Raw genomic sequence first — 23586 nt, forward strand, 5'->3', positions numbered from 1 at the left:
TCATCCAGGCCACCTGTCTTAGTCTGATAGCGGTTCGAATGATAATAAGGACCCGATAGCCTACGTATAATCAACGAATATCGCGGGTTGCCGGGGTAGATTATCAGGTGCGGCCACGCAATAGGCAGTGCATAGAGTTGATTCGAAGGAGCAGGAATGGCTGAAGAGAACAGGCCCGAACCCTGGAAAGGGTCGGATGGGAACCAGTCATGGCAGACCGGCCATATCGAGAACGAGACTGCCGATTCGCAGGCTGAGGCACCCAACCAGCAGGAGTCCGCAGCACGAAATGAACCCGTCAAGCAGGATGGAGCCGGCCAGATGGGCCGGCCCGAGCCCATCGCCCAGCCGCAAGTGGCTTCGACCGATTACGCAACTAACCCGATGGATATAGTCCCGGAGAACGGGGACGGGGCGTCGGCCCAGTCCCTCAACGCGGATCCTGGAACTCCGGGTGCGGGTGCAACTCCCACTTCCTCATCCGAAGCGTCGAAGGATGCGCAGCCACAGCAGGCGGGGCAGGCCTACTATCGTCCGGCTCCGCTGTATGGTGCCTATGCCCCGACCGGGCAGACCGCACCCGGGATCCAGCAGACCCAGCAGAATCAACAGGGCCAGCCCGGTGAGCAGGGTCAACCCGGGCAACAGCCCGCCTCGGGCCAACAGGGCCAGCCCGGTGGGCGCGGAGTCTTCGGGCAGCCCGCCAATGGTAGTGCCCCCGCTGGTAACCGTCCGGGTGCTCCATACCCCGTCTTCGGTCGGCCTGCCGCACAGGGTCAGGGGTCCTTCCCTCCGGGTGGCGACGGCAAGGCTCCTGACGGCTCCATGCGTGGGGGTTCCTTGAGTGGCTCCGGCAAGTATGTCTTCACCGCCGTGGTGGCGGCTCTGGTCGCTGCGGCCCTGATGCTGGGTCTTGGTTGGGCCGCCCTCTCCAACGGTTGGGTCAGCCTTCCCAGCTCATCCAGCCTGAGTGGGATCTCCTCCAACTCCTCCGGGCAGGGGACCGCCAAGATCGAGGGCGGGAAGGCCCCCGACTGGCAGGCCATCAGCAAGGATGTCTCCGCCTCCGTGGTCTCCATTCAGGTCAAGGTCAACAACGGTGTGGGTGCAGGCTCTGGTGCGGTCATTGACGACCAGGGCCATGTGGTCACCAACAACCACGTGGTCGATGGTGCTCAGGAGATCAATGTAACCCTGTCCAATGGCCAGATATATACAGCCAAGGTGGTCGGGGTGGATACCACGGCCGACCTGGCGGTCATCGCCCTGGAAAAGGCCCCGAGTGACCTGAAACCGATTCAGTACGCCGACTCGGACCAGCTGGCCGTCGGTGAGGATGTCATGGCAATCGGAAACCCGCTCGGCTATGAGAACACAGCCACCACGGGTATCGTATCGGCCCTGAACCGCCCTGTTTCGGTCATGGATGAGAGCAACAACAACCCCGTCGTGACCAACGCCATCCAGCTGGATGCGGCCATCAATCCCGGTAACTCGGGCGGTCCTACGTTCAATGCCGCCGGTCAGGTCATCGGTATCAACTCCTCCATCGCCTCCATGGCCTCCTCCCAGTCCGAGGCGGGCTCCATCGGCATCGGCTTCGCCATCCCCTCCAACCTGGTGAAGAGGATCTCCGAGGAGATCATCAAGAGCGGCAAGGCAAGGCACGTCTCCATGGGCGTGACCATTACCAGCGGCACGGTCGAGGCCGATGGGGTCACCCGTGGCGGCGCCAAGGTCAACAAGGTGGTCGCCGGTTCCCCCGCGGAAAAGGCGGGCATCAAGACCGGCGACACCATCGTGGCCTTCAACGACAATGCGGTCAACAACAACTACTCCCTCCTGGGATATGTGCGGGCCGCGGCCTACGGCAGTTCGGCCAAGATTACGGTTGTGCGCAACAACCAGGCCGTCGATCTGAATATCACCCTCGACCAGGAAGAGCAGGCCGTGCAAGGCAGGCCCAAGTCCAATAAGAGGAGTTCCGGTGATGACGGTTCCGGACAGGATGATTCCGGTAGCGGTAACGGAAACAACCCGCAGGATCCCTTCGGGTTCTTCTTCGGGCAGTGAACCGGAGAACGCTTTTCCCGAGTGTGACCGCTCGCACCGTGGGATGGCGATTCGCACCCTGAAGGCAGGGTAGAGCGCTCTGACAGGTGGGGTTCCTGGACATCATAAGCTGGTGTCCGGGAACCCCACCTGTTTTCATCGCCTCAGTTCCTCCCGTCTGAATCCACGGAATGGTCCTACGGCGCTCGCCATGCGGGCAGTCGGTCTTTCCTCATGTCGCTCGGCTCGGGGAAACACATCTGGATATAGGGTGGACGGGAGAAGCGAGGGGCATCCATCGGCGCCTCGTCGTCTGTCGACCTCCGGGAGCGGTGATGAAGAAAATCCTGTCCTTTGCCTCCAAGGTACCCATGCTTTGGCTGGTCCTGGCCTGCGGTCTGGCCATGGGCCTGCTATGGCGGCCCCATCAGGTGATTGCCCAGTGGGTTGTTACGATCCTGGTCGCCATTTCCCTTATTGACACCCTTCGCGGAATGATAGACGACGTCCGTCATGGTCATGTTGGCGTGGATATCCTGGCAGTGGTGGCCATTCTTTCCACCCTGGCCGTCAAGCAGTACTGGGCCAGCTGGGCCGTGGTCCTCATGCTCTACTCGGGCGACGCAATCGAGCAATACGCCAATAACAAGGCCCAAGGCAACCTGACCCTCCTGGTCGAGGCGGCGCCCCAGGTGGCCCATGTGGTCGATGGCGGCAGGGAGGCCCGGATTGATGGGCACAGCCTGCCCGAGGAATCGGATTGGGAGACCGTCCCGGTGGCTCAGGTGGCTCTGGACGACCTCCTGGTGGTCAAACCCGGAGAGACCGTGCCCGTCGACGGCGAGATGGTCAGCCCCTCGGCAACCCTGGACCTTTCGACCATCAATGGGGAACCCATGCCCCGGCAGTTCTACGAGGGTTCCCAGATTATGTCCGGTGCGGTCAACGGTTCGGGCACCTTCCTGATGAGGGCCAGGCAGCTCTCCCGGGATTCCCAGTACCAGCGGATTCTCAACCTGGTACGCTCGGCCCAATCCTCCCGGGCGGCCGTGGTCAAGACGGCCGACCTGATGGCCGTTCCCTTTACGGTTCTGGCCTTCATCATCGCCTGCGTGGCCTGGATCATCTCCGGGGAACCGACCCGCTTTGCCCAGGTCCTGGTCCTGGCCACCCCCTGCCCCCTTCTGATTGCCGCCCCGGTGGCCTACATGGCCGGTTCCGGCAGACTGGCCAAGGCCGGACTCCTGATCAAGACCCAGGATGTTATTGAGAACCTGGGCCGGGTCTCGCACATCTTCTTTGACAAAACGGGCACCCTGACGGTCAAGCGGCCCCAGGTCACCCACGTTGACATGGCCGACCAGCAGAACGCCGAATGGGAGACCGGGCAGGTTCTGGCCATGGCCGGGGCCGTTGAGTCCTATTCGGTCCATATCCTGGCCAACGGCATCACGGCGGCAGGCAACCGGGTTGAGGAGGGGCGGATTCGTCAGGGAGATGCCCGCTTCAAGGCCCAGGATGTTCAGGAGGAGGCCGGTAACGGGGTCCGGGGGCTCATTGACGGGCACACGGTGCGTGTGGGCCGCATGGCCTATGTATCCGGCGGTGACCCGGCTGTCTCAGAGAGTGCCTTTGCGCCTCTCGCCCCCGACGAGATGGCTGCTTACGTCTCCATTGACGGGGATGTGACGGCGCGGATTGTCATGAAGGATGTACCCAGGGATGATGCCGCGCAGACCATTGCCGACCTTCATGCCTTGGGTATAGAACGCCTCTCCATGGTGACCGGCGACAAGGAGGAATCGGCCCGGGTCATCGCCGACCAGGTGGGCATCAGTGACGTCCATGCTGGCCTCTTCCCCGAGGACAAGGCAGACCTGATTGCCGAGGCTGCAAAAGCAGAGCCCAACCGGGAACCCTGGTGGGACCGGTGGCTCTCGAAATTCGTTGGTGAATCGATAACCCGATCCATCACGCTGATGGTGGGTGACGGGGTTAACGATGCCCCGGTCCTGGCCGCGGCCGATGTGGGCATGGCCATTACCGACGGAACCACGACGGCGGCTTCCGAATCGGCCCAGGCGGTCATCATGAATGACGATATCGCCAGTCTGCCCAGGTCCATCGCCATCGCCCGCCGAACCAAACGGGTCATGCTCCAGGCGGTCCTGGCCGGACTTTCCCTGGCCACCGTGGGCATGCTTTGTGCGGCCTTCGACCTGATTCCGGTTGTCGTCGGCGCCTTCATGCAGGAGGCCATCGACGTGGTCTCCATCCTCTGGGCACTGACCGCGCTCCTTGACCGGGACTGAACCCTCCCGGTATTCCCCGGGCCCGGGTGCGGCATCCATGCGGGTGAAACGGTGACCTGCCCTCGTCCGACTGGAGAGGCACACCTGCGACTCCATCCAGGGAAAACAGGGCTGCCAAAATTTGGTGAAAGTCCCGGGGAGTGACTCCGACCCTGTCTGTTGCGGATTCCGACTTTACGTTAGGCTGGTCGGCATGAGCGATAACAAGGTCAATGATTCCAACAATTCAGCCTCTCCGACCGGCGACGTAGCCGATGGGCAGTTGCGTGTTGCAGTCGTGGGTGCCGGCCCTGCCGGGGTCTACGCCTCGGACATTCTTCTTCGTCAGCTCAAGGAGAAGGGTGACGAGCTCGGGCTTGGCAGCCGTGCCCGCATCGACCTCTTCGAGAAGCTGCCGGTTCCCTTCGGCCTGGTCCGATACGGTGTGGCGCCCGACCACCCCAGCATCAAGTACATCGCCGGGGCCTTGGAAAAGACGCTGGATAACCCCGATATCCACCTTTATGCGGATGTGGAATTCGGCCGTGATGTCTCCCTTGATGACCTGAGGGACCGCTATGACGTGGTCCTCTTCGCTACTGGTGCCGTGGACGACCGTCCTCTGGAGATCGAGGGGCACAGCCTGGATCACGTATACGGTGCCGCCCACTTCGTGGAGTGGTATGACGGATACCCGACAGCGGGTCGGGAGTGGCCCCTGGATGCCGAACAGGTGGCGGTGATAGGCGGCGGCAATGTGGCCATGGATGTGGCCAGGATTCTGATGCGCCGCGCAGATGATCTTCTGGGCACCGATATCCCCGATAACGTGTACGAGGGCATCAAGGGAAACAAGGCCCGCGAGCTCCACATGTTCATCCGCCGCGGCCCGGCCCAGGCCAAGTTCTCCGTCCAGGAGCTGCGCGAGCTGGAGAAGCTGCCCGGGGTCCAGATTGTTCTTGACGACGAGGATTTCGACCTCGATCCGGAGACCATCGACCTGGCCGCACAGGACAAGCTGACCAGGCAGATGCTGGAGGAGCTCTACGCCATCAAGGACATGGCCGAAGACATGGAAGCGGATGGCGGCGTCGACTTCGAGGGCAACCCGGCCGACCGTCGATTCTGCATTCACTTCAACCGGATGCCGGCAGCCATTCTGGGTCAGGACGGCAAGGTGAGCGGCATTCGCCTGGAGAAGACCGAGGTGACCCCCGAGGGTGTTATGGGCGAAACCGGCGAGTACGAGGAGTGCCCGGTCCAGGCCGTCTACCATGCCATCGGTTATAAGCCTGCCGAGGTGAGTGGCATCCCCTACGACTTCTCCCGGTACACCCTGGCCAACGAACATGGTCGGGTCTGCTCCGCCCCCCAGGCCGAGGGTGGTCACCCGATCGATCGTCTCTATGCTACGGGATGGGCCAAGCGCGGCCCGGTAGGCCTGATTGGATCCACGAAGTCTGATGCCCTGGAGACCATCGGCAACATGCTGGATGATCTGGCCTCCACTGAGTCCCATGGCCGTTTGGCCCCCGACCGTGCCGACGATTCCATCGACCGTCTCCTGGCCTCCAAGGGGATAACCCCCATCGACTTCGCCGGCTGGAAGCGGGTTGACGCTTACGAACGTGCCGAAGGCGCCAAGGTTGGACGTGAGCACATCAAGGTCACCGACCCCGATAAGCTCAGAAGTTTGGCCCACGGCGAGTAGTTCCGGAGGAGGACCCTGGAGGGTGGCGCTTAGGGCGGATTTTCAGCCCCACTGCTTTCCGCGGGGTCGATGGTGCGGTCTCGCCATGCATGGTGGGACCGCACAGTTTCTATTCAGTCAAAATCCAGCAACGCAGACTAACATATGACTCATGGATGGCAAGCTGAAGGTTCACGGGCATTTCAACGGTCTTAAAACGACCTTGCTGTTTGCCCTCATGTGGGCTGTCATTATGCTGATCTGGTGGCTGACCGGAGGTCGGCAGGGGACCCTGGGCGTTTACATCATCGTCGGTCTGGCCACCACATTCGGGTCCTACTGGTTTTCCGACAAGGTGGCAATCGCTTCCATGCACGCCCAGCCGGTCAGTGAACAGGAGGCCCCGGAGCTCTATCGGATTGTCCGGGAACTCTCGGGCCGTGCAGGCAAGCCCATGCCCAGGATTTACGTTGCCCCGACCGAATCGCCCAATGCCTTCGCCACCGGCCGCAATGAGCGCCATGCAGCCGTCTGCTGCACCCAGGGAATCCTGCGCATCCTCAACGAACGCGAGATTCGGGGCGTGCTGGGGCATGAACTCATGCACGTTTACAACCACGACATCCTGACCTCGGCAATTGCTTCGGCCATGGCCACGGTCATCACGTATCTGGGGTACTCCCTGATGTACTTCGGCGGCGGTAGCGACCGTGACCGGGATAATTCGACAGGAGCCCTGGGGTTGATTGGCGTTCTGATCAGCTCCATCCTGGCCCCTCTGGGCGCCTCCCTGATTCAGATGGCCATCTCCCGTACACGTGAATATGACGCTGATGAGGATGGGAGCCGCCTGACCGGTGATCCGGCCGCCCTGGCGTCCGCCCTGAACAAGATCTCCTATGGTGCCCAGGCCGTGCCCATGCCACAGACCTCCGGTACTCAGAGCGCGGCCGCCATGATGATTGAGAACCCCTTCTCGGCCGAGGGATTCAGCAGACTCTTCTCCACCCACCCGCCCACTGATGAGCGCATCGCCCGCCTTATGCGCATGAGCCAGGAGATGGGCCAGACCCAGGTGGATGCAGAAAGCGGAGCGGGTAGCCAAATCGGCTACTGAACCGTCTGGGGCGCGGACTCGCGCGTATCCTCAGGAACTGCTATCATAAAGACTTGCGTGCTGTTCATGCGAAGTACTGACGGCGCGACTGCGGGCGTAGTTCATTGGTAGAATGGAAGCTTCCCAAGCTTCAGAGGCGGGTCCGATTCCCGTCGCCCGCTCTCGGAGATTTCATTTCCCTCGTGGTTCGATTTTCCCTTCCTTTATATTCAGTTTCTGTTCTTGTATCTCTTGGCCTGCTCAATTGGGGAATCGTGCCTATCTGTGGCGGATTGCGATATGCGCCGGTCTAAATCTGCTTGGGCGGCCAGTCCAGGCTCGTGGAATGTGGCGAATCTGCCCGACGAGTTCCGTTCGGAGGCAGGCGTGTCGGAGCACTTGCGCCCTGGGTCGGCGGTGGATGATGAGTAAGTACAGCGAGGTACTGAAAGGAAGTCATCATGGCTGATTATCACGTGCAATTCGAGAAGGGGCGTGACGTCTGGAGCGTCAAGAGGGCCGGGGCCTCACGCGCCTCCAAGACCTTTGCCACCCAGGCGGAGGCAGCAAAGCAGGCCAAGGTCTATGCGGACAGGTCCGGTGGCGGCGAGGTCAACGTCCACAAGAAGGGAGCCAATCAGGTGCGCGACAAGAGGACCATCGGCAAGGAGGACCCCCGCTCCACCAAGGGTTGAGCCGCGCCCCGTTCGTCGGCGGAATTGACAGGATGGTGAATCATTGCCCGCCTGGAGGGTTTCATGCGCGTACCGACCATAGACTGGGCAGTATCGAAAGTCGATGAAGCCTGGGCGGAAGGGCGGTGAGTCGTATGGCTGATGGATTCAACCAGCTCGATCAGCAGTTGACGGACGGCGAATACGGCGAGGGCTTGCCCGCTGCCTATCCTCCCGGCCCTTATGTCGACGAGCGTCCCGTTCAGGTTCAACATGCCAACATCTGGGCCAGGCTCGCCATCATTACCGGTCTGGTCTCGGTCCTGGCCGGGCTTGCCCTCCTGGCCCATGCCGTTGCGCCGACCAGGCTGGGGGTCATCGGTCGGGTTGCGATTTCCGCCTGGGCGGGTGCCTCCCTGGGGTTTGCCCTCCTGACGGTGGTCCTGGTCATTGTTGCCAGGCACACATATATATGCCTGCGGGCCGGCACCGTTCTGTGGGCTCGGGTGGAATCATCCTCCTCCTGTGTGGGGTCCTCTTCACGGTTGCGGGGTTGGTCATCGCCGAGGGGCATCCGCAGGGGCTGATCAAGGCCAAGGAGGTCGATGCTGCTCCGATTGATTCAGCCCAGGCCATGACCCAGGGCATAGATCGGGCTGTGGGCTCCTGTTCTTCGGGATGGCAGGAAGCCGGTGCGGACAGGTTCGTCGGGGTCTCCCACGTCAGGTACTGCGCCAGCAACAAGGTTGCATATGCGGTCTTCAACAATGATTCCGCTGCGTCCCTGGCCAAGGGGCCCATTCGTTCCCAGGCCGCGAATCTCTTGGACCGATTCGGTGGTGGTGAGGCTCTTTCCGTTTCGGATATGCGACTGCTTTCGGGCAAACGGTGGGTGGTCATCGGTAACGCGGACCAGATGTCCAGGCTCCAGGCGGATTGGGGTGGACAGATCCAATCCCTGGAATCCGAGCCTTAAAACCAAAAGACAAGGTTTCAAATCACCGCTGACCTGGATCCGGTTCTCTTCGCCGTCTCGATTTTCATCCGTTCAGTGAGTTATGCCGTCTTGTCTGCTCTGCCATTTGCGCTGCCTCATTGTCGATTGTCTTGCCTCCGCATCGGGCGCGCTGCATTGTGCGACAACCAGGATTGCCGTTCGGTCCTATCGTGCATTCACCTCCGGCGGACGGTATCGTGGAGGTATGGGTAATGCTGAAGCAATCAGTGACGGTGGAAAAGGCGCAGAAGACCGGACGGGCCTGATTGGCAGGGAGTCCACAGCGGTTCCCGGGCGATTCGGCGACCCGCTCACAGTGGAGTACGTCCTGTATTCCCGTAAAGAGGCCGCTGCCAATACCAGCCGTCCACTCTTCCTGATTATGCATGGCTGGGGTTCCAACGAGGAGGACGTGGCGGATCTGATGCGCTATGTGGCCCCCTACAATGATTCGATTTCCCTCAGGGCCCCCATGATGGTGCCGGGCAGTGAAAAGGGGATGTTCGGCCCCGGATACACCTGGTTCCACGACATGCGCCCGGAGCGGGAGGACCTGGACCGGGACGGATATGCCGCGGCCAAGGCCATAGACGAGTGGGTGGGAGAGCACATTCCCGCCGACAGGCAGATTGTGGTCATGGGTTTCTCCCAGGGAGGGATGCTGGCGGTCCACCTGCTGAGGGTCAATCCGGAGCGTTACCGGGCCTCGGTCTGCCTTTCAGGATTCCTGGCCCCCGGACTGGTGGAGGGCACGGCCCCTGCCGATGCCCGCCTGGCGGATTTGGAGAAGCCGGTCTTCTTCGGTTTCGGTTCCGAGGACACGGTCGTTCCCAAGTATGAGTTCAGGGCCCTGGCGGCCTGGCTGGACGAGCACACCTGGCTGCAGGCCCATGAGTACGACCACCTGGACCATAGTGTTGACATCCGTGAGCTCAACGACCTGCGTCAGTGGCTGGCAGACATCAACGTTAGCTCGGGACTCATGTAATCAGAGGGCCGAGTCCGCATCCACCTGCATGACGTATACGTTGCGGCGCAGTTCCTTGGCAAGGGAGCGGGAGATCTCACCGGCCTCGAACATGTCCTGTATCTGGCCCAGTTCAATGGCGTAGCCCTCGTGCTTGGCCTCCTCCACGTTATCCCTGACGGCGGGCATGCCGGAGTAATCGGTCCGGCCCTCAGCGGAGGACTCGATCATCTGGTGGTTGATGATGGTGGTCAGGAGGTCCTCGGTCTTGAACCGTCCCTTGCCCAGCTCGGCGTAGAGCTTCTCAATCAGGAAATGGTTCATCTCCGCCTGGAGATGGCGTCCCGCCAGGAAGACCTTGTTTTCGCTGAGTTTGAACGTCTTGTGCCGTAGGCGGTAGAAGATGCTGCGAACGAGGCCGCGTACCCGCCTGTGTGCTGTATATGTGCGCCAGCGAATCTCCCCGCCCTTGTCCAGATGGAAGAGGGAGGAGGAGATGGTTGACAGGATTTTCCTGGCGGCCTGCTCCTGGCAGCGTAGCTCAAAGAGACGGTTCTGATCCTCGCTCGCCTGGATTTCCTCGGGCCTGCGGATTTCCCCTTCGGCGTTATCGCGAGCCTGTTCGGCCTTCTGCAGGCTGCGGGTCATGTCCGCATCGGCATCCCGGTCGGCGGCGGTGCCCGCAGGCAACTGGCCGGTCGGCGCAGCATCATCGACCGCGGGGGAGGGGGTCCCGGCTTCGGGCACGGTCCTTTCCTCGGACTGGGGGACCCTGGCCGCGGCATCCTCCGTATCGGCCCCAACCGCAGCGGAGGGTGCGTCGGCTGCGTCGTTCAAGATATCTGCAGCTGCCGGGGCACTCTTCTCCTGGTTACCTTTCGGCTCCAGGTTCAGGCGGGTTTCAATCTGGTCGGCGGCATCCTCGATCCGGCTCAGCCGCTCGGCCATGTAATCCTGCTCCCACTCCATGGTCTGGACCTGTAGGTCCTCGAATTCCTTGGGGGAGTACTGTCCAATCTCCGACTTGAGCTTGGCGATTCGATGGTTGTACTGCTTGATGACGTGCTGGATGGCCAGGCGGTTCTCGTCGTTTATCCTGGTCGAAAGCTCCCTGATGGTTCTGCGCAGAACGTCGATGGACTTCTCCACCTGCTGGGCAGGTACCTCTGTCTGACGGGAGGGCGCAAGCAGGGGCAGGGCGAAGTTGGCCAGGACCAGGGTGACGATGATGACCCCAGCGGCTACGAAAATCAGCTCGTTGCGCATGGGGAAGGGGCTCCCGTTGGAGATGGTGTAGGGGATGGTCAGCGCCAGGGAGAGGGTGATGGTTCCCTTGGGGCCTCCGAAGGTCATGACGGCGGCCGACCGCCAGCGCCGGGCCGTCATGGGGCGGCGCCTCCCGGTCTCCTTGTCCCTGGCGAAAACCAGTACGGTCGTCACCCAGAGGAACCGGAGGAGGATGACCGTCAGGGCCACTACGACGATGGTGGCTACGAGCATCCAGTTGCTGACCCGGCGGTCACGCCAACTGGTGCCCATCGCCGTGGGCAGGAGCATGCCCAGGATGATGAAGACGGCCCCGTTCAGACTGAAGGAAAGGACCTTCCAGACGCTGGTGGAGACGATGTTGGCCTTGGAGGTGTTGGGGCCGACGCCCGTGTGGTCGAACCGGGCCATGAGGCCGGTGGCCACGACGGCCAGGACCCCGGAGACATGCAGAACGTTCTGTCCGACCAGGTAGATCACGAAAGGCAGGAAGAGCTCCAGGAGGATTCTGGTGGTCGTGGTCTCCCACCCCATTCGGCGGGCGGATTCAAAGATCCAATTGACCAGGAAGCCCATGATGACGCCGAATCCAATGCCGCCCACGAATTCCACGACGAACTCCAGAAGGGCGTGGGTCATGGAGAATGAGCCGGTGACCGTAGCCAGAATGGCGAACTGGAAGCCTATGACTCCGGTGGCGTCATTGAAGAGGGATTCGCCGGCCAGGGTGGACCGTTGACTGGCGGTCAGGTCGGCGCTCTTGCCGAGGGATGAAACGGCCACCGCATCGGTCGGTCCCAGGGCGGCGCCGAGTGCCACGGCTGCGGCCAGGGGGAACATGGGCCAGGCCGCGTGCAGGATGACCCCGACCATGACCATGGTCAGGGCGGCCAGACCGATTGCCAGGGACAAGGAGGAGCGGATGTCCTTGAGGAGTTCCACCTTGTTGATGGTGTGGGCCTCGAGGTAGAGCAGGGGGGCGATGAAGAGGACCATGAAGAGTTCCGGGTCCAGCTGCATTTCCGGGAAAACCGGCAGGCAGGCCATGATCGCACCGAGGGCGATCTGTACCAGGGGAGTCGAGACCCTGGGGATGAACCGTGAAACAAAGGAGGATATAAGGACGGCGGCCACCACGCACAGAATCAGGACGAACACTTCCACTGGCTGCCTCCTTCGCTCGGAAGCCCCACCCATGCCATGCGTCTGGCGGATTCCCGATATCATCGTGCCCGGGATGAAACTTGGGATGGGGCCGAACCAGCAGGGAGGAGTTTGTTCCCGTACCTTACCTATTTCAGTATACGGAATTGAATTATCCACAGAGGGAAAATTCTGCGTATCGGTGCCAAACCCGCAACTTGTCTGTCGGGCCGATTCGGACGGTGTCGGTCGCCAGGGTTTCCCGGCGCTCGCGACGGGCGTAAATGTGTGAAGATGTGGACTGCCTTCAAGCCCCGGCGCTCATCCTGAATCCTTGAATCTGTACCATTGCAAGGGTCGGTCAAGGCGCTGGACCCCGAACGTGTACCGGCGGCTTTCACAAACAAGTCCGCCGCACTCCATATCCATCATGACCCCCGTATGATGGGCCGGCTGCAAACCGAACCGACAGACAACAACATGTCCTCAGGACGCCTGGGCTCCAACCCGCCCGCGTCAGCTGAATGGTAACTGGCCACCTGGGCCCCTCACCAAGGCATTCTCGAATGCCTTACGCACTACGGACAGTACGACCAATCCACATGGAAAGGCCTGGCTGATATGACAGATCCGACTAACCCGCCAACCAACGAACCACGGAACACATCCCTGGAGCAGACAGGGAACACCCAACTGCAAGATACGGCCTGGCACAGCCTCGACGCCAGCGAGGCCATGACCGCGCTGAAAACCACCGATCAGGGCCTGGACGAACAGGAGAGTCGTCGCCGCCTGGATATCTTCGGGCAGAACACCCTGGCCGAGGCAGAGACCAAGCCCAAGTGGCGACTCTTCCTGGAGCAGTTCACCAGCCCCCTGATTGCCGTCCTGATTGTCTGCGGCATCGTCACGATCTTCCTCAAACACTATGTCGATGCAGCAGCTATCTTCATCGTCCTCCTCCTCAATGCCATCATCGGTTACTACCAGGAATCCAAGGCGGACAAGGCCGTAGAGGCACTGACCTCCTTGGCTACGCCCACCACCCGGGTCATGCGCGACGGACGGCTTCAGGACATCGATGCGGCCGACCTGGTTCCCGGTGACCTGGTGGTGCTGGAGAGCGGTGACCGGGTCCCAGCCGATCTCAGGCTGGTTGAAGCCCTTCAACTCCGCATCGACGAAGCCATGCTGACCGGCGAGAGCGATGAGGCCAAGAAGAGTACGGACGCTGTCCACAAGGATGCCTCCCTGGGCGACCGCAAGTGCATGGCCTTCTCGGGCACCATGGTCACCAGCGGACGCGGCAGGGGACTGGTCGTCGCCACCGGTTCGGACACCGAGCTGGGCGAGATCAACGACCTGGTCCATGTGGCCAAGGGGCGTACCCCGCTCCAGCGAATCATCCACCGCACCGAGGTCGGCATCGCCGTGGCGGTCATCCTGGTGGCCGTCTTCGTCTTCATCGGTGGGGCCATCATCAACGGGGATGCGACCGAAGCCTTCCTTTCCGCCGTCTCCCTGGTCGTGGCCTCCATGCCCGAGGCCCTGCCCATCGTTCTGACCGTGGCCATGGCCCTGGGTGTTTCCCGGATGGCCGACTACAACGCCATCGTGCGGTCCCTGCCGGCCGTTGAGACCCTGGGGTCCATCACGGTGATTGGTTCCGACAAGACCGGCACCCTGACCCAGAACCGAATGACGGTTGAGCAGTGCACCCTGGGAGGGGGAGATCCGATCCAGGTCGATCAGATCGGTGCTGACGGTGCCGACGATCCCCGTACCCGGGCCTTCATGGCTCTGATGCGCGGAGGAGCCCTGACCAACGAGGCCCACCGACAGGCCGACGAGGATGGAACAATCCGGTACAGCGGTGATGCGGTCGATATGGCCATGGCCCGGGTCGCCGATCAGACAGGGGCCGTGACCTGGGAGGAACTGGATTCCCCGATCGCCTCCCAGACCCCCTATGAACCTGAACTTCTCCATTCCATGACCATCCGACGCAATCCGGACGGGACTCTGACCCAGTACGTCAAGGGGGCGCCCGACGCGATCATGTCCATGAGCACGACCATGGTCGGCCCGGACGGGAATCGGATTCCTCTGGACCAGGATGCGGTCCATGCCTCCTACGAGATGATGGGTTCCCAGGGGTTGCGCGTCATCGGCGTTGCCAGCCGGACCATCGACCCGGATGAAGACCTGAAAGACCACAAGCAGGCCCACGACATGACCTTCCTCGGTCTGGAAGGAATGCTGGATCCGCCCCGCCCCGGTGTCCGCGAGGCCATAGCCGACTGCGCCAAGGCCGGTATCAGGGTCGTCATGATAACCGGTGACCACCCGGTGACCGCCGCCGCCATCGGCAAGCGCCTGGGATTGGAACACACCGAGCAGACCCTGACCGGCAGTGAGATGCTGGAGATGAGTGACGAAGTTCTCCGTGCCCGTCTGCGCGAGACCTCCATCGCCGCCAGGGTCTCGCCCCAGGACAAGCTTCGCATCGTCGAAGCCCTCCAGGACGAGGGGCACGTGGTGGCTGTGACCGGTGACGGTGTCAACGATGCCCCGGCCCTCAAGGCCGCCTCGGTGGGCATCGCCATGGGTGAATCCGGCACCGACGTGGCCCGTGAGGCCAGCGATGTGGTTCTGACCGATGACAACTTCATCACCATCACCCAGGCCGTCCGGCAGGGGAGGGCCACCTTCAAGGCCATACGTGGTTCAGCCTACTTCCTCCTCTCCACGGCGGCCGCTGCCATGATTGCGGTCGGTGTCAATGTCATCGCCGAGGAGCCGCTCCTCTTCCTCCCCCTCCAGATGCTCTGGATCAACTTCGTTACCAACGGTGTCCAGGACATCGCCTTGGGCTTTGAGCCCGGTGACGGGGACGAGCTGGAATCCCCGCCCCGCTCGGCCGAAGAGGGTCTGCTCTCTCGTGTCCTCTGGATTCGTCTGGCGGTCTGCGGCCTCTGGATGGCCACCTGCATCCTGGTCCTCTTCCGGTCCAACCTCGACAGGGGGATGAGCCTGACCGTGGCCCGGACCATGGCGCTGACCCTCCTGGTGCTCTTCAACTTCTTCATCGCCATGTCCGCCAGGTCCGAGAAGAAGCTGATCATCCAGCTCAATCCGCTCGACAACAAGTTCCTCCTGGTTGCATCGTTCGTGGCCCTGGGCATTCACGCCGGTGCCATGTACCTGGCTCCGGTGGCGTCCGTGCTGGGCATGGCCCCGCTGACCGGTACGCAGTGGCTGATCTGCCTGGGCATCGGCCTGACGGCCCTCATCTTCAGTGAGGGCGACAAGCTGATTCGATCCTTCCTGGCCAAGCATGGCTACGGGCAGCACGGTCGGGCCAACCACTTCCGCCATGTGCGGCGCAGCATCGCCGACATGTTGAGCGGCCGGTCCTGAGTCGAAAAGCACGGGGCCGGTCCGGTGGAGCCTGTCAGGTTGGACTGCCAGACTGGCCCTGTGCACGAATCTTGGAAGAGGGCCATGGGCCAGGCCCTGGATCTGGCTGGACAGGCGGCCAACCAGGGCGACGTCCCTGTGGGGGCCGTGGTCCTGGACGCTCATGGGCAAGTGGCGGGTCGAGGTTGCAACCGTCGGCAAGCCCAGGGGAGGCCCCTGGCTCATGCCGAGATGGAGGCCATCACCCAGGCCGCCTCGGCCCATGGCCCTGCCGACAGGACCGACGGTGACCGGGGTTGGGACCTGTCGGGCTGCACCATGGTCGTCACGTTGGAGCCTTGCCCCATGTGCATAGGGGCAATCCTGGCCTGTCATTTCGACCGTGTGGTCTTCGGTGCGTGGGACCCCAAGATGGGTGCCTGCGGGTCGGTCTGGGATATTCCCCGCGACCCCCACACCGGACCCACGGCCGAGGTCATAGGCGGAGTGGAGGAGGGGGCTTGTGCCGACCTCCTCTCGCATTTCTTCAAGGCCCGCCGTCAGAATTCCTGAGCGGGGCTGTTGCGTGGTTTCGTCCCACCAGCGCCGGTGTGACTTTCAGAACTGCCTAATTGACCATTCCGTCCAACATCCGAACGGACCCCGACCTTGTTCGCTCCGCCGTCTGCATACTGCCAGTAACTCCCCGGGGTCTGATGGCTCCGGGGACGTTTATCCGCACAGACTATCAATAGCGAAGAAGGCTGATTGCAATGAAGTACGCGGTGATGGGTGCCGGTGCCATGGGATACAGATTGGGTGTGCTCCTCCAGGAGCAGGCGGGGTTGCAGGTGGACTTCGTCGATACCTGGATGCCCAATGTCGATAAGGTGCGCGATCAAGGCGGGGTCTACGTCTCACGTGATCATGAAGGCCGCCATCTGGTTCCCATCAACATTTTCACTCCGGAGGACTATCAGGGCGACCCTGATGTCTGGATCATCATGCTCAAGCAGATGCAACTGGAGGAGGTCCTGGACAGGTGCGCCCACCTTTTCAAGGACCACCAGGTCGTCTTCTCGGCCATGAACGGATGGGGTCACTTCGACAAGATGCTCAAGTACTTCCCCAAGGAACGAATCTACGGGGGCACGGCCATGATTGGCACGGTCCTGAACGGACCGGGGGATGTGGACTTCATAGGCAAGTCCGGGGCCGGTTCCATGCACCTCTGTGCCATGACCGAGAAGACCACGGATCTGGAGCGGGAGATGGCCTCCGACTTCAAAGCGGCCAACCTGAACCCGATCCTTACCGAGAACTTCGAGGGGACCTGTCTGGCAAAAATCATCTTCAATTCGGTGGTCAACACGATTTGCACCATGTACCAGATCACCATGGGCCAGTTCATCTCCTACCCGGGAGCAATGGACATGGCCAGACAGCTGATTGATGAGGCCTATGATGCCTGCGAGCGAGCCGGCAAGCAGCTGATTCAGACCCGACAGGCCACCCTGGACGAGGTGGACTATGTCAGCCGCGTGGGCAACCCCCTCCACTACCCATCCATGTACCAGGACATGTCGCGCGGGCGCAAGACCGAGGTGGATTACATCAATGGGTACATAGCCAGGCTTGGCCGTGAGAACGACTACGTCTGCCGGACCCAGGAGTTCCTGACCCATGGCGTCCACCTGGCCGAGTTGGCCTTCCAGGTCCACCGGGAGGAAACTGTCAAGTAAACCGACGGGCCTTGTCACGGTCTCTTCCCCCGGAATTACTTTCCGAAAACAGGAAAACGCGCACAGCGAGACAAGTTAGTTGTCAATTCATAGCATGGTCCCTGACTGTGGATGTGCTTCGTCCGGCCCATGAGGACCGGTCGGGCCATGGGCTTGTGACGGAGGTGTCATGGACGTTCAGCGGGACAGGGCCGGGGTGGAGTCCTATCTGGGAAGATCTGCAGACGGTACAACCTTGACCCTGGTGTATATGGAGCAGGCCGATGTGGGGTTGGGTATACTCCTGTCCGGCCGGGAACTGCCCCGAATCGTTCATTGGGGTCGTCGGCTGTCCGATCCTTCAGCCCTTCTGGGTGCCTACGATGCCCTGGCCCCCCAGCGGGTTTCCGGTGGTCTTGACCAGACTGCCTGGCCCAGCATCCTGCCCGCACAGTCCGAGGCCTGGACCGGTGCCCCCCGACTCGGTATCAGCCGAAAGGGTGTAGAGGTCTTCTGCCACTTCCAAGTCGAAGCGACCGATTTGGCACAGCAGGTTGCCGGGTCTCCCTTGGGCCAATGCGAAGATGAAGGCACGGATTCCGGTGATTCCGGGGTCCCCACGCTGACGGTCAAGGCCGCCGACGCCGACCAGGGGGTGGGATTGACCTGGAGTTGCCAGCTTTTGGCATCCGGGTTGATTCGTCAGCGGATGGGCCTTATCAATCTTGATCCGACCCGCTCCCTGGCTGTCAACCGTTTGGAGCTGGGCTTTCCCCTCCCACCTAGGGACTGCGAGGTCATGACGACTACAGGTCATCACCTGAGGGAACGTAGTCCCCAACGCCAACCTCTGAATGTCGGCCGGATGGAGCGTTCCACCTTTGTAGGTAGGCCTGATTTTGATTCTTCTCTTCTCCTCTGTGCGGGGACGCCAGGGTTTGGCTTCGAGGGCGGAAGCGTCAGGGCCGTCCACCTCGGGTGGAGCGGCAACGGCGGGCTGAACGTCGAGCGCATCCCGTCGGCCCCCGCTCTTATTGGTGGTGGTGAGGTCCTCTTGTCGGGCGAAATGGTCCTTCCACCCGCGTCGGCTCGCGACCGGACGCCACCGACCTACACCACTCCCTGGCTCTACGGCTCCTGGGGAGAGGGATTGAACCAGGTGGCGCAGCGGTTCCACGAACACCTGCGTTCTCTTCATCCGGGGTTCGCCACCCGCCCCCGTCCGGTCACCCTTAATACCTGGGAGGCGGTTTACTTCGACCACTCCTATAAGAAGCTCGCTGCCTTGGCGGATAAGGCGGCCTTGGCCGGAGTTGAACGGTTCGTGGTTGATGACGGCTGGTTCGCCGGCAGGCGGTCGGATGAATCGGGCTTGGGGGATTGGTCCATCGATACCGGGGTCTGGCCTGAGGGGCCACAGGGCCTGGAGGCCCTGGCCTCCAAGGTTCATCAGCTGGGCATGGAGTTCGGGCTCTGGTTCGAACCGGAGATGGTCAGCCCCGATTCCGTGGTCTTCCGGGAGCATCCCGACTGGGTCATGAAACCGTTGAACTCACGTCTTCCCGTCCAAGGCCGCAGTCAGCAGGTCATGGATCTGACCAATCCCCAAGCCTATGACCACGTCTTCCAAGCCATGGATTCCCTGGTTTCCCGCCTGGGCATCGACTACATCAAGTGGGATCACAACCGCTACGTCATTGAGGCGTGCTCCCCCTTGAGTGGCCGCCCGGCGGTCCACGAGCAGACAGAGGCCGTCTACCGAATCATGCGCGATTTGAAGACCAGACATGGGAATCTGGAAATCGAAACCTGTAGTTCAGGAGGTGCCCGCATCGATCTGGGCATCCTGGAGTATACCGATCGTGTCTGGGTCTCCGACTGTGTGGACCCGGTGGAGCGAGCCGATATCCAGCGCTACACCTCCCTCCTGGTTCCCCCGGAGATGATGGGGGAACATGTGGGGGATTCCCCGGCCCATTCGACCGGGCGTGCGACATCGCTCCAGCTCCGTGCGGCCATGACCTTCTTCGGCCACATGGGTGTGGAATGGGATTTGCTTAAGGTTTCCCAGGAACAACTGGACGAACTGGGTTGCTGGATTGCGGTATATAAGGAGCGACGCGAACTCTTCCGGACCGGACGCCTGGTGCATGGAGATGCCTTCGACCCGGCAATCAGGCTTGACGGGGTTATTGCGACCGATGGTTCCTCGGCCGTCTACCGCTTTACCCAGCTCGCCTCCTCGGTCAACTACCCGGCCCAGACCGTCGCCCTACCCGGTCTGAATCCCGAAGAGAACTACAGGGTCAGGCCTCTGGAGGTCTGCAGGTCCCTGGCGGTGATTGGCGGTGGGCAGAGCCCGTTGGCCTGGTGGGAGGGCGAAGGGGCCGTGCTGCCCGGCGCCGTCCTGGTCGATGAGGGACTTCGTCCCCCGGTTATTCACCCGGCGGAAGCTGTGGTCTTCCAGGTGGAGCGTATCTAGCGACTTCCTGGCACGGCTGCAGCCTGGCCGTGCTGCTCCAATGGCGCTCGCGTATTCCGCCTTGCCCCTCGGTAATCTCAGGCGTACCTGGTTTGTGGCCCGTCGGCCCCGTCCGGTGCCATGAGGTAGGAGGCGATGGCTCTGGCTGCCGGGGCTTGGGCCCAGCGGTTCCAGTCATTGTCAATGATCTGCAGGGATACCTCGGCCATCTGACTGTGGCGGTAGGAGTCGATTCCCTTACGGATGGACTCGCTGCACCGCCTCATCAGGTATGAGGTTTCTCCGCCGATAAGGATCTTCTCGGGTACTGTCACATTGGCCACCGAGGCAATCAGGACCCCCAGCCGGAACCCGGTCAGGTTGAGGAGTGTGTTGGCCTGGGGCAGGTCCTGGTCCAGGTCGTGAACGAACTGCTCTACGGTGGCCGCCCGGCCGATTTTGCGGGAGTACTGCTCCACGAGCGACCCGGTGGTCAGGCACTGTGCACAGCCCCGATGGCCCAGATAACAGGTCGGCCCGTCAGGGTCAACCAGTTGGTGTCCTATTAGTCCATACCCCTCGTCCGAGGATGAAACGGGCATACCGTGTTCGGCCAGGGAGTACCCCACTCCTGACCCGATGGTGATGAGAACGAACCGGTCCAGTCCGATTCCGGCCCCGAACCAACCCTCATAGAGGGCCAGGGCATCAAGGTCGTTGAAGACCAGGCAGGGCAGGCCACAGATCTTTTCCATGGCCGCAGCCAGGTCGACATGTTCGCTCCACTGCAGGAAGGGCGCGTAGGTGACCACCCGGTTTCCTGCGGCCCGCCCTCCCAGGGAGATGCCAAGTCCGGATGGTTCAGGCAGGCCGGCCTGCCTGATTTCTGCCATGCAGTCACGGACCAGACCGGTCAGAACCTCCGTCACCTGGCCGGGGCCCCGGTGCTGGATTTCTTTCTGGTGGGACATCCCCACCGGCTGGCATGCAAGGTCTACGGCGACGGCCATGGCAGTCGCGCCATGCAGATTGACGCCGATGAAGGTCTTGGCGTCATGTCGGATGACCAGGGCTTGTTGGGGTCTGCCTGCCCGGAGTCGTGTTCTGGCGGCGCCGGTTTCACTGAAATCCCCTTCGGTCTTGTCCTGATTCGTCCCCGGGTCTTCGGTCTGCCCCTCCTTTGAGGTCGGAAGAAGCCCTGCCGTCTCGATGACTCCCCAATGTGCCAGGTCGCTGGTGATGCGCGACACCGCCCCTTGTGTCAGGCCGAACCGCCGAGCCAGGGATACGCGGGAGATTGGGCCGTTCTGAAGGATGTCCACAGCTATCCGGTGGGTGAAGCTGGAGGCGCTGAACCAGGTGGGGAAGGGTTCGGTCTCCGTGTCACCAGTCATGCTGCGTGTTTGATTGGGCACGATTCTCATAGGGCCTCTTTCCGCCTGTCAAACCGCTTTTCGCTCATGGTACCCCTATTACTTTCCGAACGAAAGGAACTCGCCGAAGGTGGGAATGAAAATGAGGTCGACCCTATGCTGGGCCGCAGAAGCAATGAGGCACTGATGCCCATCTGAATGGTAAAGGAGCCGTATATGTCTGATGCACACGGTGGCGGACGAACCTGGGCAGGTCCCCGGGCTTCCTCCACGCCCACCAAGCGGATGCTGACCTGGTTGAAGACCGGTTTGGCCGCCGCTCTGTCCGTCTTGACGGTCGTGGGACTGGCTGGTTGCGGGGCCACCGAATCAGGGGTGGTCACTCTGGACTTCTTCCAGTTCAAGTTCGAGGCCGCCGACCAGTTCAAGGCCATGGTCGCCCAGTTCGAGAAGGAGAACCCTGATATCAGGGTCAGGATCAACAACTCGGCAGATTCCCAGACCGACCTGCGCACCCGCCTGGTCAAGAACAGGGTCCCTGATGTGATCACCTTCAACGGTGACATCAGTTTTGGTATGTTCGCCGCCTCAGGAGTCTTCCATGACTTCACCGATGACCCCCTGGTCGACGACCTCAACCCGGGCATGGTCTCCATAGCCAAGAACCTGGTGCAGACCAAGAATCCCGAGGGTAAGCGTCTCTATGGCCTCCCCTTCGCCGGGAATGCAAGCGGCTACATCTACAACAAGACCCTTTGGCGTCAGGCTGGTGTGGATCCGGAGAACCCACCTCGCACCTGGACCGAGTTCACGGCCATGCTTGACCGGTTCAAGGACCAGGGCATCGAGCCTGTTCAGGCCACTCTCTCGGATTCCTGGACCACCCAGGCCCCCCTGGCTTCCCTGGCCGGGACCATGGTTCCCGAGAGCAGATATGCAGACCTGATGACAGGTGAGACGGATTTCAGATCCATCTGGTCGGACCCCGCTAGGAGAGAGGTGGAGCTCTTCCGCCATTCCACCGGTGACAAGGGGGTGACCTACCAGCAGGGCACACAGAACATGGCCAACGGGAAGGTGGCCGTCCTGCCGCTGGGCACCTATGCCATCCCCCAGATCAGGATGATCAATCCTGATGTCGATTTGGGATTCGCCCAGATGCCGGCCAGTGATTCACCCTCCGAGCAGATTCTGACCGCCGGTGACGATGTGATGCTCACCATGGGTGCCAACACCAGTCATCCCAAGGAGGCCATGAGGCTGATTCGATACCTGATGAAGCCTGAGCAGTTGCGTACCTACGCCAAGGCCCAAACGGCCTTCATGCCCACCAGGACGGTCGAGGCCGGCGATCCGGCGCTCAATGGTGTCCTGCCCTTCTTCCGGGAAAATCGGCTGGCGGACTTCTGCGACCACTACATTCCCTCCTCCATCAACATCGGTGGCTACCTACAGACCATGGTGACCAAGGGTGACGTGGACGGGTTCATCGACTCCATGCAGACCGAGTGGGACAAGGTGCAGGCAAGGAACTTCCAATGAAAGGCCAGGAATCAGATATGAAGCAGTCCAAGTCGGGCAGGGGAGGCCATTCCAGGCGGAAGGTCGACAGGGCCTTCTACTGGATGACCGTTCCCGCAGCCCTGATTTTCGCCCTCTTCCTGTATGTGCCCTTCTTCCAGGGCGTGGCATACTCCTTCACCAACTCCCAAGGGTACGGCAAATTCTCCTGGATTGGTTTCAAGAACTATGGGGCCCTTTTTCAGGATGCGCGTGTAGGTCATGCCTACATCTTCACCTTCCTGATCGCAATCGTGATTACCGTTCTGGTGAACTTCATCGCCCTCTTCATCGCCGTGGCCCTGAACGGGAAGATTGCCTTCAGGAAAGGGTTCCGGGCCATCTACTTCATCCCCTACACCCTCTCCGTACTGGTCATCGGGTACGTTTTCAAGTACATCTTCATGACACCCCTGCCGGCTCTGGGCCGGGCCCTGCACATCGGCTGGCTCTCCCAGTCCCTGCTGACCAGCGAGCGTTATGCATGGGTACCCATCGTCTTCCTCTCGGTATGGCAGGCGGTGGCCTACTCCACCCTGATCTACCTGGCCGGTCTCCAGACCATCGATGCCGAGGTCTACGAGGCCGCCTCCATCGATGGGGCCAATGCCTGGCAGTCCTTCTGGAAGATCACCTTCCCCCTGATAGGTGCCTTCTTCACAATCAACCTGGTCCTGACCCTCAAGAACGCCTTCAACACCTTCGACCAGGTGGTGGCCTTGACGGCCGGCGGACCGGATTCCAAGACAGAGACGGTCACCTACCTCATCTACAAGGGTGGCCTTACCGGGGGCGAGTATGCCTATCAGACGGCCAATGCGGTCATGTTCTTCATCGTCCTGGCCCTGGTCGCATTCATCCAGTTGGGTATTTCCAGAAGAGGAGAGAAGGTCTGA

16 protein-coding genes and 1 tRNA gene are annotated in these 23586 nt (G+C 61.6%); 15 read left to right on the forward strand and 2 right to left on the reverse strand.

Going from position 1 to position 23586, the window contains the following annotated elements:
• Positions 1-156: 156 nt before the first annotated feature.
• The 9 genes from bcor_RS00390 to bcor_RS00435 all read left to right on the forward strand — a co-directional run bounded on the left by bcor_RS00390 (position 157) and on the right by bcor_RS00435 (position 9788).
• Positions 157-2073 carry a S1C family serine protease gene (locus tag bcor_RS00390; protein ID WP_033498594.1) on the forward strand — a complete coding sequence of 639 codons (1917 nt, stop codon included), beginning with the start codon at positions 157-159 and terminating at the stop codon, positions 2071-2073.
• Between the two features lie 314 nt (positions 2074-2387).
• Positions 2388-4364: a heavy metal translocating P-type ATPase gene (locus tag bcor_RS00395; protein WP_033498593.1), complete on the forward strand. Its 1977-nt coding sequence runs from the start codon at positions 2388-2390 to the stop codon at positions 4362-4364.
• A 193-nt stretch (positions 4365-4557) separates the two neighbouring features.
• Complete coding sequence (locus bcor_RS00400; RefSeq protein ID WP_081870286.1) at positions 4558-6054, forward strand: FAD-dependent oxidoreductase; 1497 nt, start codon at positions 4558-4560, stop codon at positions 6052-6054.
• A gap of 151 nt (positions 6055-6205) precedes the next feature.
• The gene (gene htpX / locus bcor_RS00405) at positions 6206-7150 is read left to right on the forward strand and encodes a zinc metalloprotease HtpX (RefSeq protein WP_033498592.1); all 945 of its coding nucleotides are present in this window, start codon (positions 6206-6208) and stop codon (positions 7148-7150) included.
• A gap of 90 nt (positions 7151-7240) precedes the next feature.
• Positions 7241-7311, forward strand: a tRNA-Gly gene (locus bcor_RS00410).
• Between the two features lie 279 nt (positions 7312-7590).
• Positions 7591-7824, forward strand: coding sequence for a DUF2188 domain-containing protein (locus tag bcor_RS00420; protein WP_033491456.1), 234 nt, complete (start codon positions 7591-7593; stop codon positions 7822-7824).
• Positions 7825-7958: 134 nt separating this feature from the next.
• On the forward strand, positions 7959-8390 hold the full coding sequence (locus bcor_RS00425; protein WP_038459032.1) for a hypothetical protein: 432 nt from the start codon (positions 7959-7961) through the stop codon (positions 8388-8390).
• Positions 8300-8779 carry a hypothetical protein gene (locus bcor_RS00430; protein WP_148303921.1) on the forward strand — a complete coding sequence of 160 codons (480 nt, stop codon included), beginning with the start codon at positions 8300-8302 and terminating at the stop codon, positions 8777-8779. Before bcor_RS00425 ends, bcor_RS00430 begins: the two co-directional genes overlap by 91 nt.
• A gap of 226 nt (positions 8780-9005) precedes the next feature.
• Positions 9006-9788 (forward strand): alpha/beta hydrolase, encoded by a 783-nt coding sequence (locus bcor_RS00435; RefSeq protein WP_051875556.1) that lies wholly within the window; start codon positions 9006-9008, stop codon positions 9786-9788.
• Here the strand turns inward: bcor_RS00435 and bcor_RS07145 are convergent, their stop codons facing one another.
• Positions 9789-12230: a cation:proton antiporter domain-containing protein gene (locus bcor_RS07145; protein WP_420796636.1), complete on the reverse strand. Its 2442-nt coding sequence runs from the start codon at positions 12228-12230 to the stop codon at positions 9789-9791.
• Positions 12231-12797: 567 nt separating this feature from the next.
• Between bcor_RS07145 and bcor_RS00445 the strand changes: the two genes are divergently transcribed.
• The 4 genes from bcor_RS00445 (at position 12798) to bcor_RS00460 (ending at position 19778) form a co-directional block, all read left to right on the forward strand.
• The gene (locus tag bcor_RS00445; RefSeq protein WP_051875558.1) at positions 12798-15596 is read left to right on the forward strand and encodes a cation-translocating P-type ATPase; all 2799 of its coding nucleotides are present in this window, start codon (positions 12798-12800) and stop codon (positions 15594-15596) included.
• A gap of 60 nt (positions 15597-15656) precedes the next feature.
• Entirely contained in the window at positions 15657-16148 is a 492-nt protein-coding gene (locus bcor_RS00450) for a nucleoside deaminase (RefSeq protein WP_274518302.1), read from the forward strand.
• Between the two features lie 191 nt (positions 16149-16339).
• Positions 16340-17317, forward strand: coding sequence for a ketopantoate reductase family protein (locus bcor_RS00455; protein WP_162472398.1), 978 nt, complete (start codon positions 16340-16342; stop codon positions 17315-17317).
• A 169-nt stretch (positions 17318-17486) separates the two neighbouring features.
• Positions 17487-19778, forward strand: a complete 2292-nt coding sequence (locus bcor_RS00460) for an alpha-galactosidase (protein ID WP_033498587.1) — start codon at positions 17487-17489, stop codon at positions 19776-19778.
• A gap of 77 nt (positions 19779-19855) precedes the next feature.
• Here the strand turns inward: bcor_RS00460 and bcor_RS00465 are convergent, their stop codons facing one another.
• A complete protein-coding gene (locus bcor_RS00465; protein ID WP_158332612.1) occupies positions 19856-21151 on the reverse strand; it encodes an ROK family protein in 1296 nt (431 codons plus the stop codon).
• Positions 21152-21346: 195 nt separating this feature from the next.
• On the opposite strand from bcor_RS00465, the gene bcor_RS00470 reads away from it, so the two are divergent.
• Both bcor_RS00470 and bcor_RS00475 read left to right on the forward strand, forming a co-directional pair.
• Entirely contained in the window at positions 21347-22672 is a 1326-nt protein-coding gene (locus bcor_RS00470; RefSeq protein WP_420796637.1) for an ABC transporter substrate-binding protein, read from the forward strand.
• A complete protein-coding gene (locus bcor_RS00475) occupies positions 22669-23586 on the forward strand; it encodes a carbohydrate ABC transporter permease (protein ID WP_051875560.1) in 918 nt (305 codons plus the stop codon). Before bcor_RS00470 ends, bcor_RS00475 begins: the two co-directional genes overlap by 4 nt.

The sequence above is a fragment of the Bifidobacterium coryneforme genome (assembly GCF_000737865.1).
In the GTDB taxonomy this organism is placed as follows: Bacteria; Actinomycetota; Actinomycetes; order Actinomycetales; family Bifidobacteriaceae; genus Bombiscardovia; species Bombiscardovia coryneformis.

Excerpts from the sequence above, each read along its gene's own strand:
- bcor_RS00390 (WP_033498594.1), top strand. The coding sequence starts at position 157 with ATGGCTGAAGAGAACAGGCCCGAACCCTGGAAAGGGTCGGATGGGAAC.
- bcor_RS00395 (WP_033498593.1), top strand. The coding sequence starts at position 2,388 with ATGAAGAAAATCCTGTCCTTTGCCTCCAAGGTACCCATGCTTTGGCTG.
- bcor_RS00400 (WP_081870286.1), top strand. The coding sequence starts at position 4,558 with ATGAGCGATAACAAGGTCAATGATTCCAACAATTCAGCCTCTCCGACC.
- htpX (WP_033498592.1), top strand. The coding sequence starts at position 6,206 with ATGGATGGCAAGCTGAAGGTTCACGGGCATTTCAACGGTCTTAAAACG.
- bcor_RS00420 (WP_033491456.1), top strand. The coding sequence starts at position 7,591 with ATGGCTGATTATCACGTGCAATTCGAGAAGGGGCGTGACGTCTGGAGC.
- bcor_RS00425 (WP_038459032.1), top strand. The coding sequence starts at position 7,959 with ATGGCTGATGGATTCAACCAGCTCGATCAGCAGTTGACGGACGGCGAA.
- bcor_RS00435 (WP_051875556.1), top strand. The coding sequence starts at position 9,006 with ATGGGTAATGCTGAAGCAATCAGTGACGGTGGAAAAGGCGCAGAAGAC.
- bcor_RS07145 (WP_420796636.1), bottom strand. The coding sequence starts at position 12,230 with ATGGGTGGGGCTTCCGAGCGAAGGAGGCAGCCAGTGGAAGTGTTCGTC.
- bcor_RS00445 (WP_051875558.1), top strand. The coding sequence starts at position 12,798 with ATGACAGATCCGACTAACCCGCCAACCAACGAACCACGGAACACATCC.
- bcor_RS00460 (WP_033498587.1), top strand. The coding sequence starts at position 17,487 with ATGGACGTTCAGCGGGACAGGGCCGGGGTGGAGTCCTATCTGGGAAGA.
- bcor_RS00465 (WP_158332612.1), bottom strand. The coding sequence starts at position 21,151 with ATGACTGGTGACACGGAGACCGAACCCTTCCCCACCTGGTTCAGCGCC.
- bcor_RS00470 (WP_420796637.1), top strand. The coding sequence starts at position 21,347 with ATGTCTGATGCACACGGTGGCGGACGAACCTGGGCAGGTCCCCGGGCT.
- bcor_RS00475 (WP_051875560.1), top strand. The coding sequence starts at position 22,669 with ATGAAAGGCCAGGAATCAGATATGAAGCAGTCCAAGTCGGGCAGGGGA.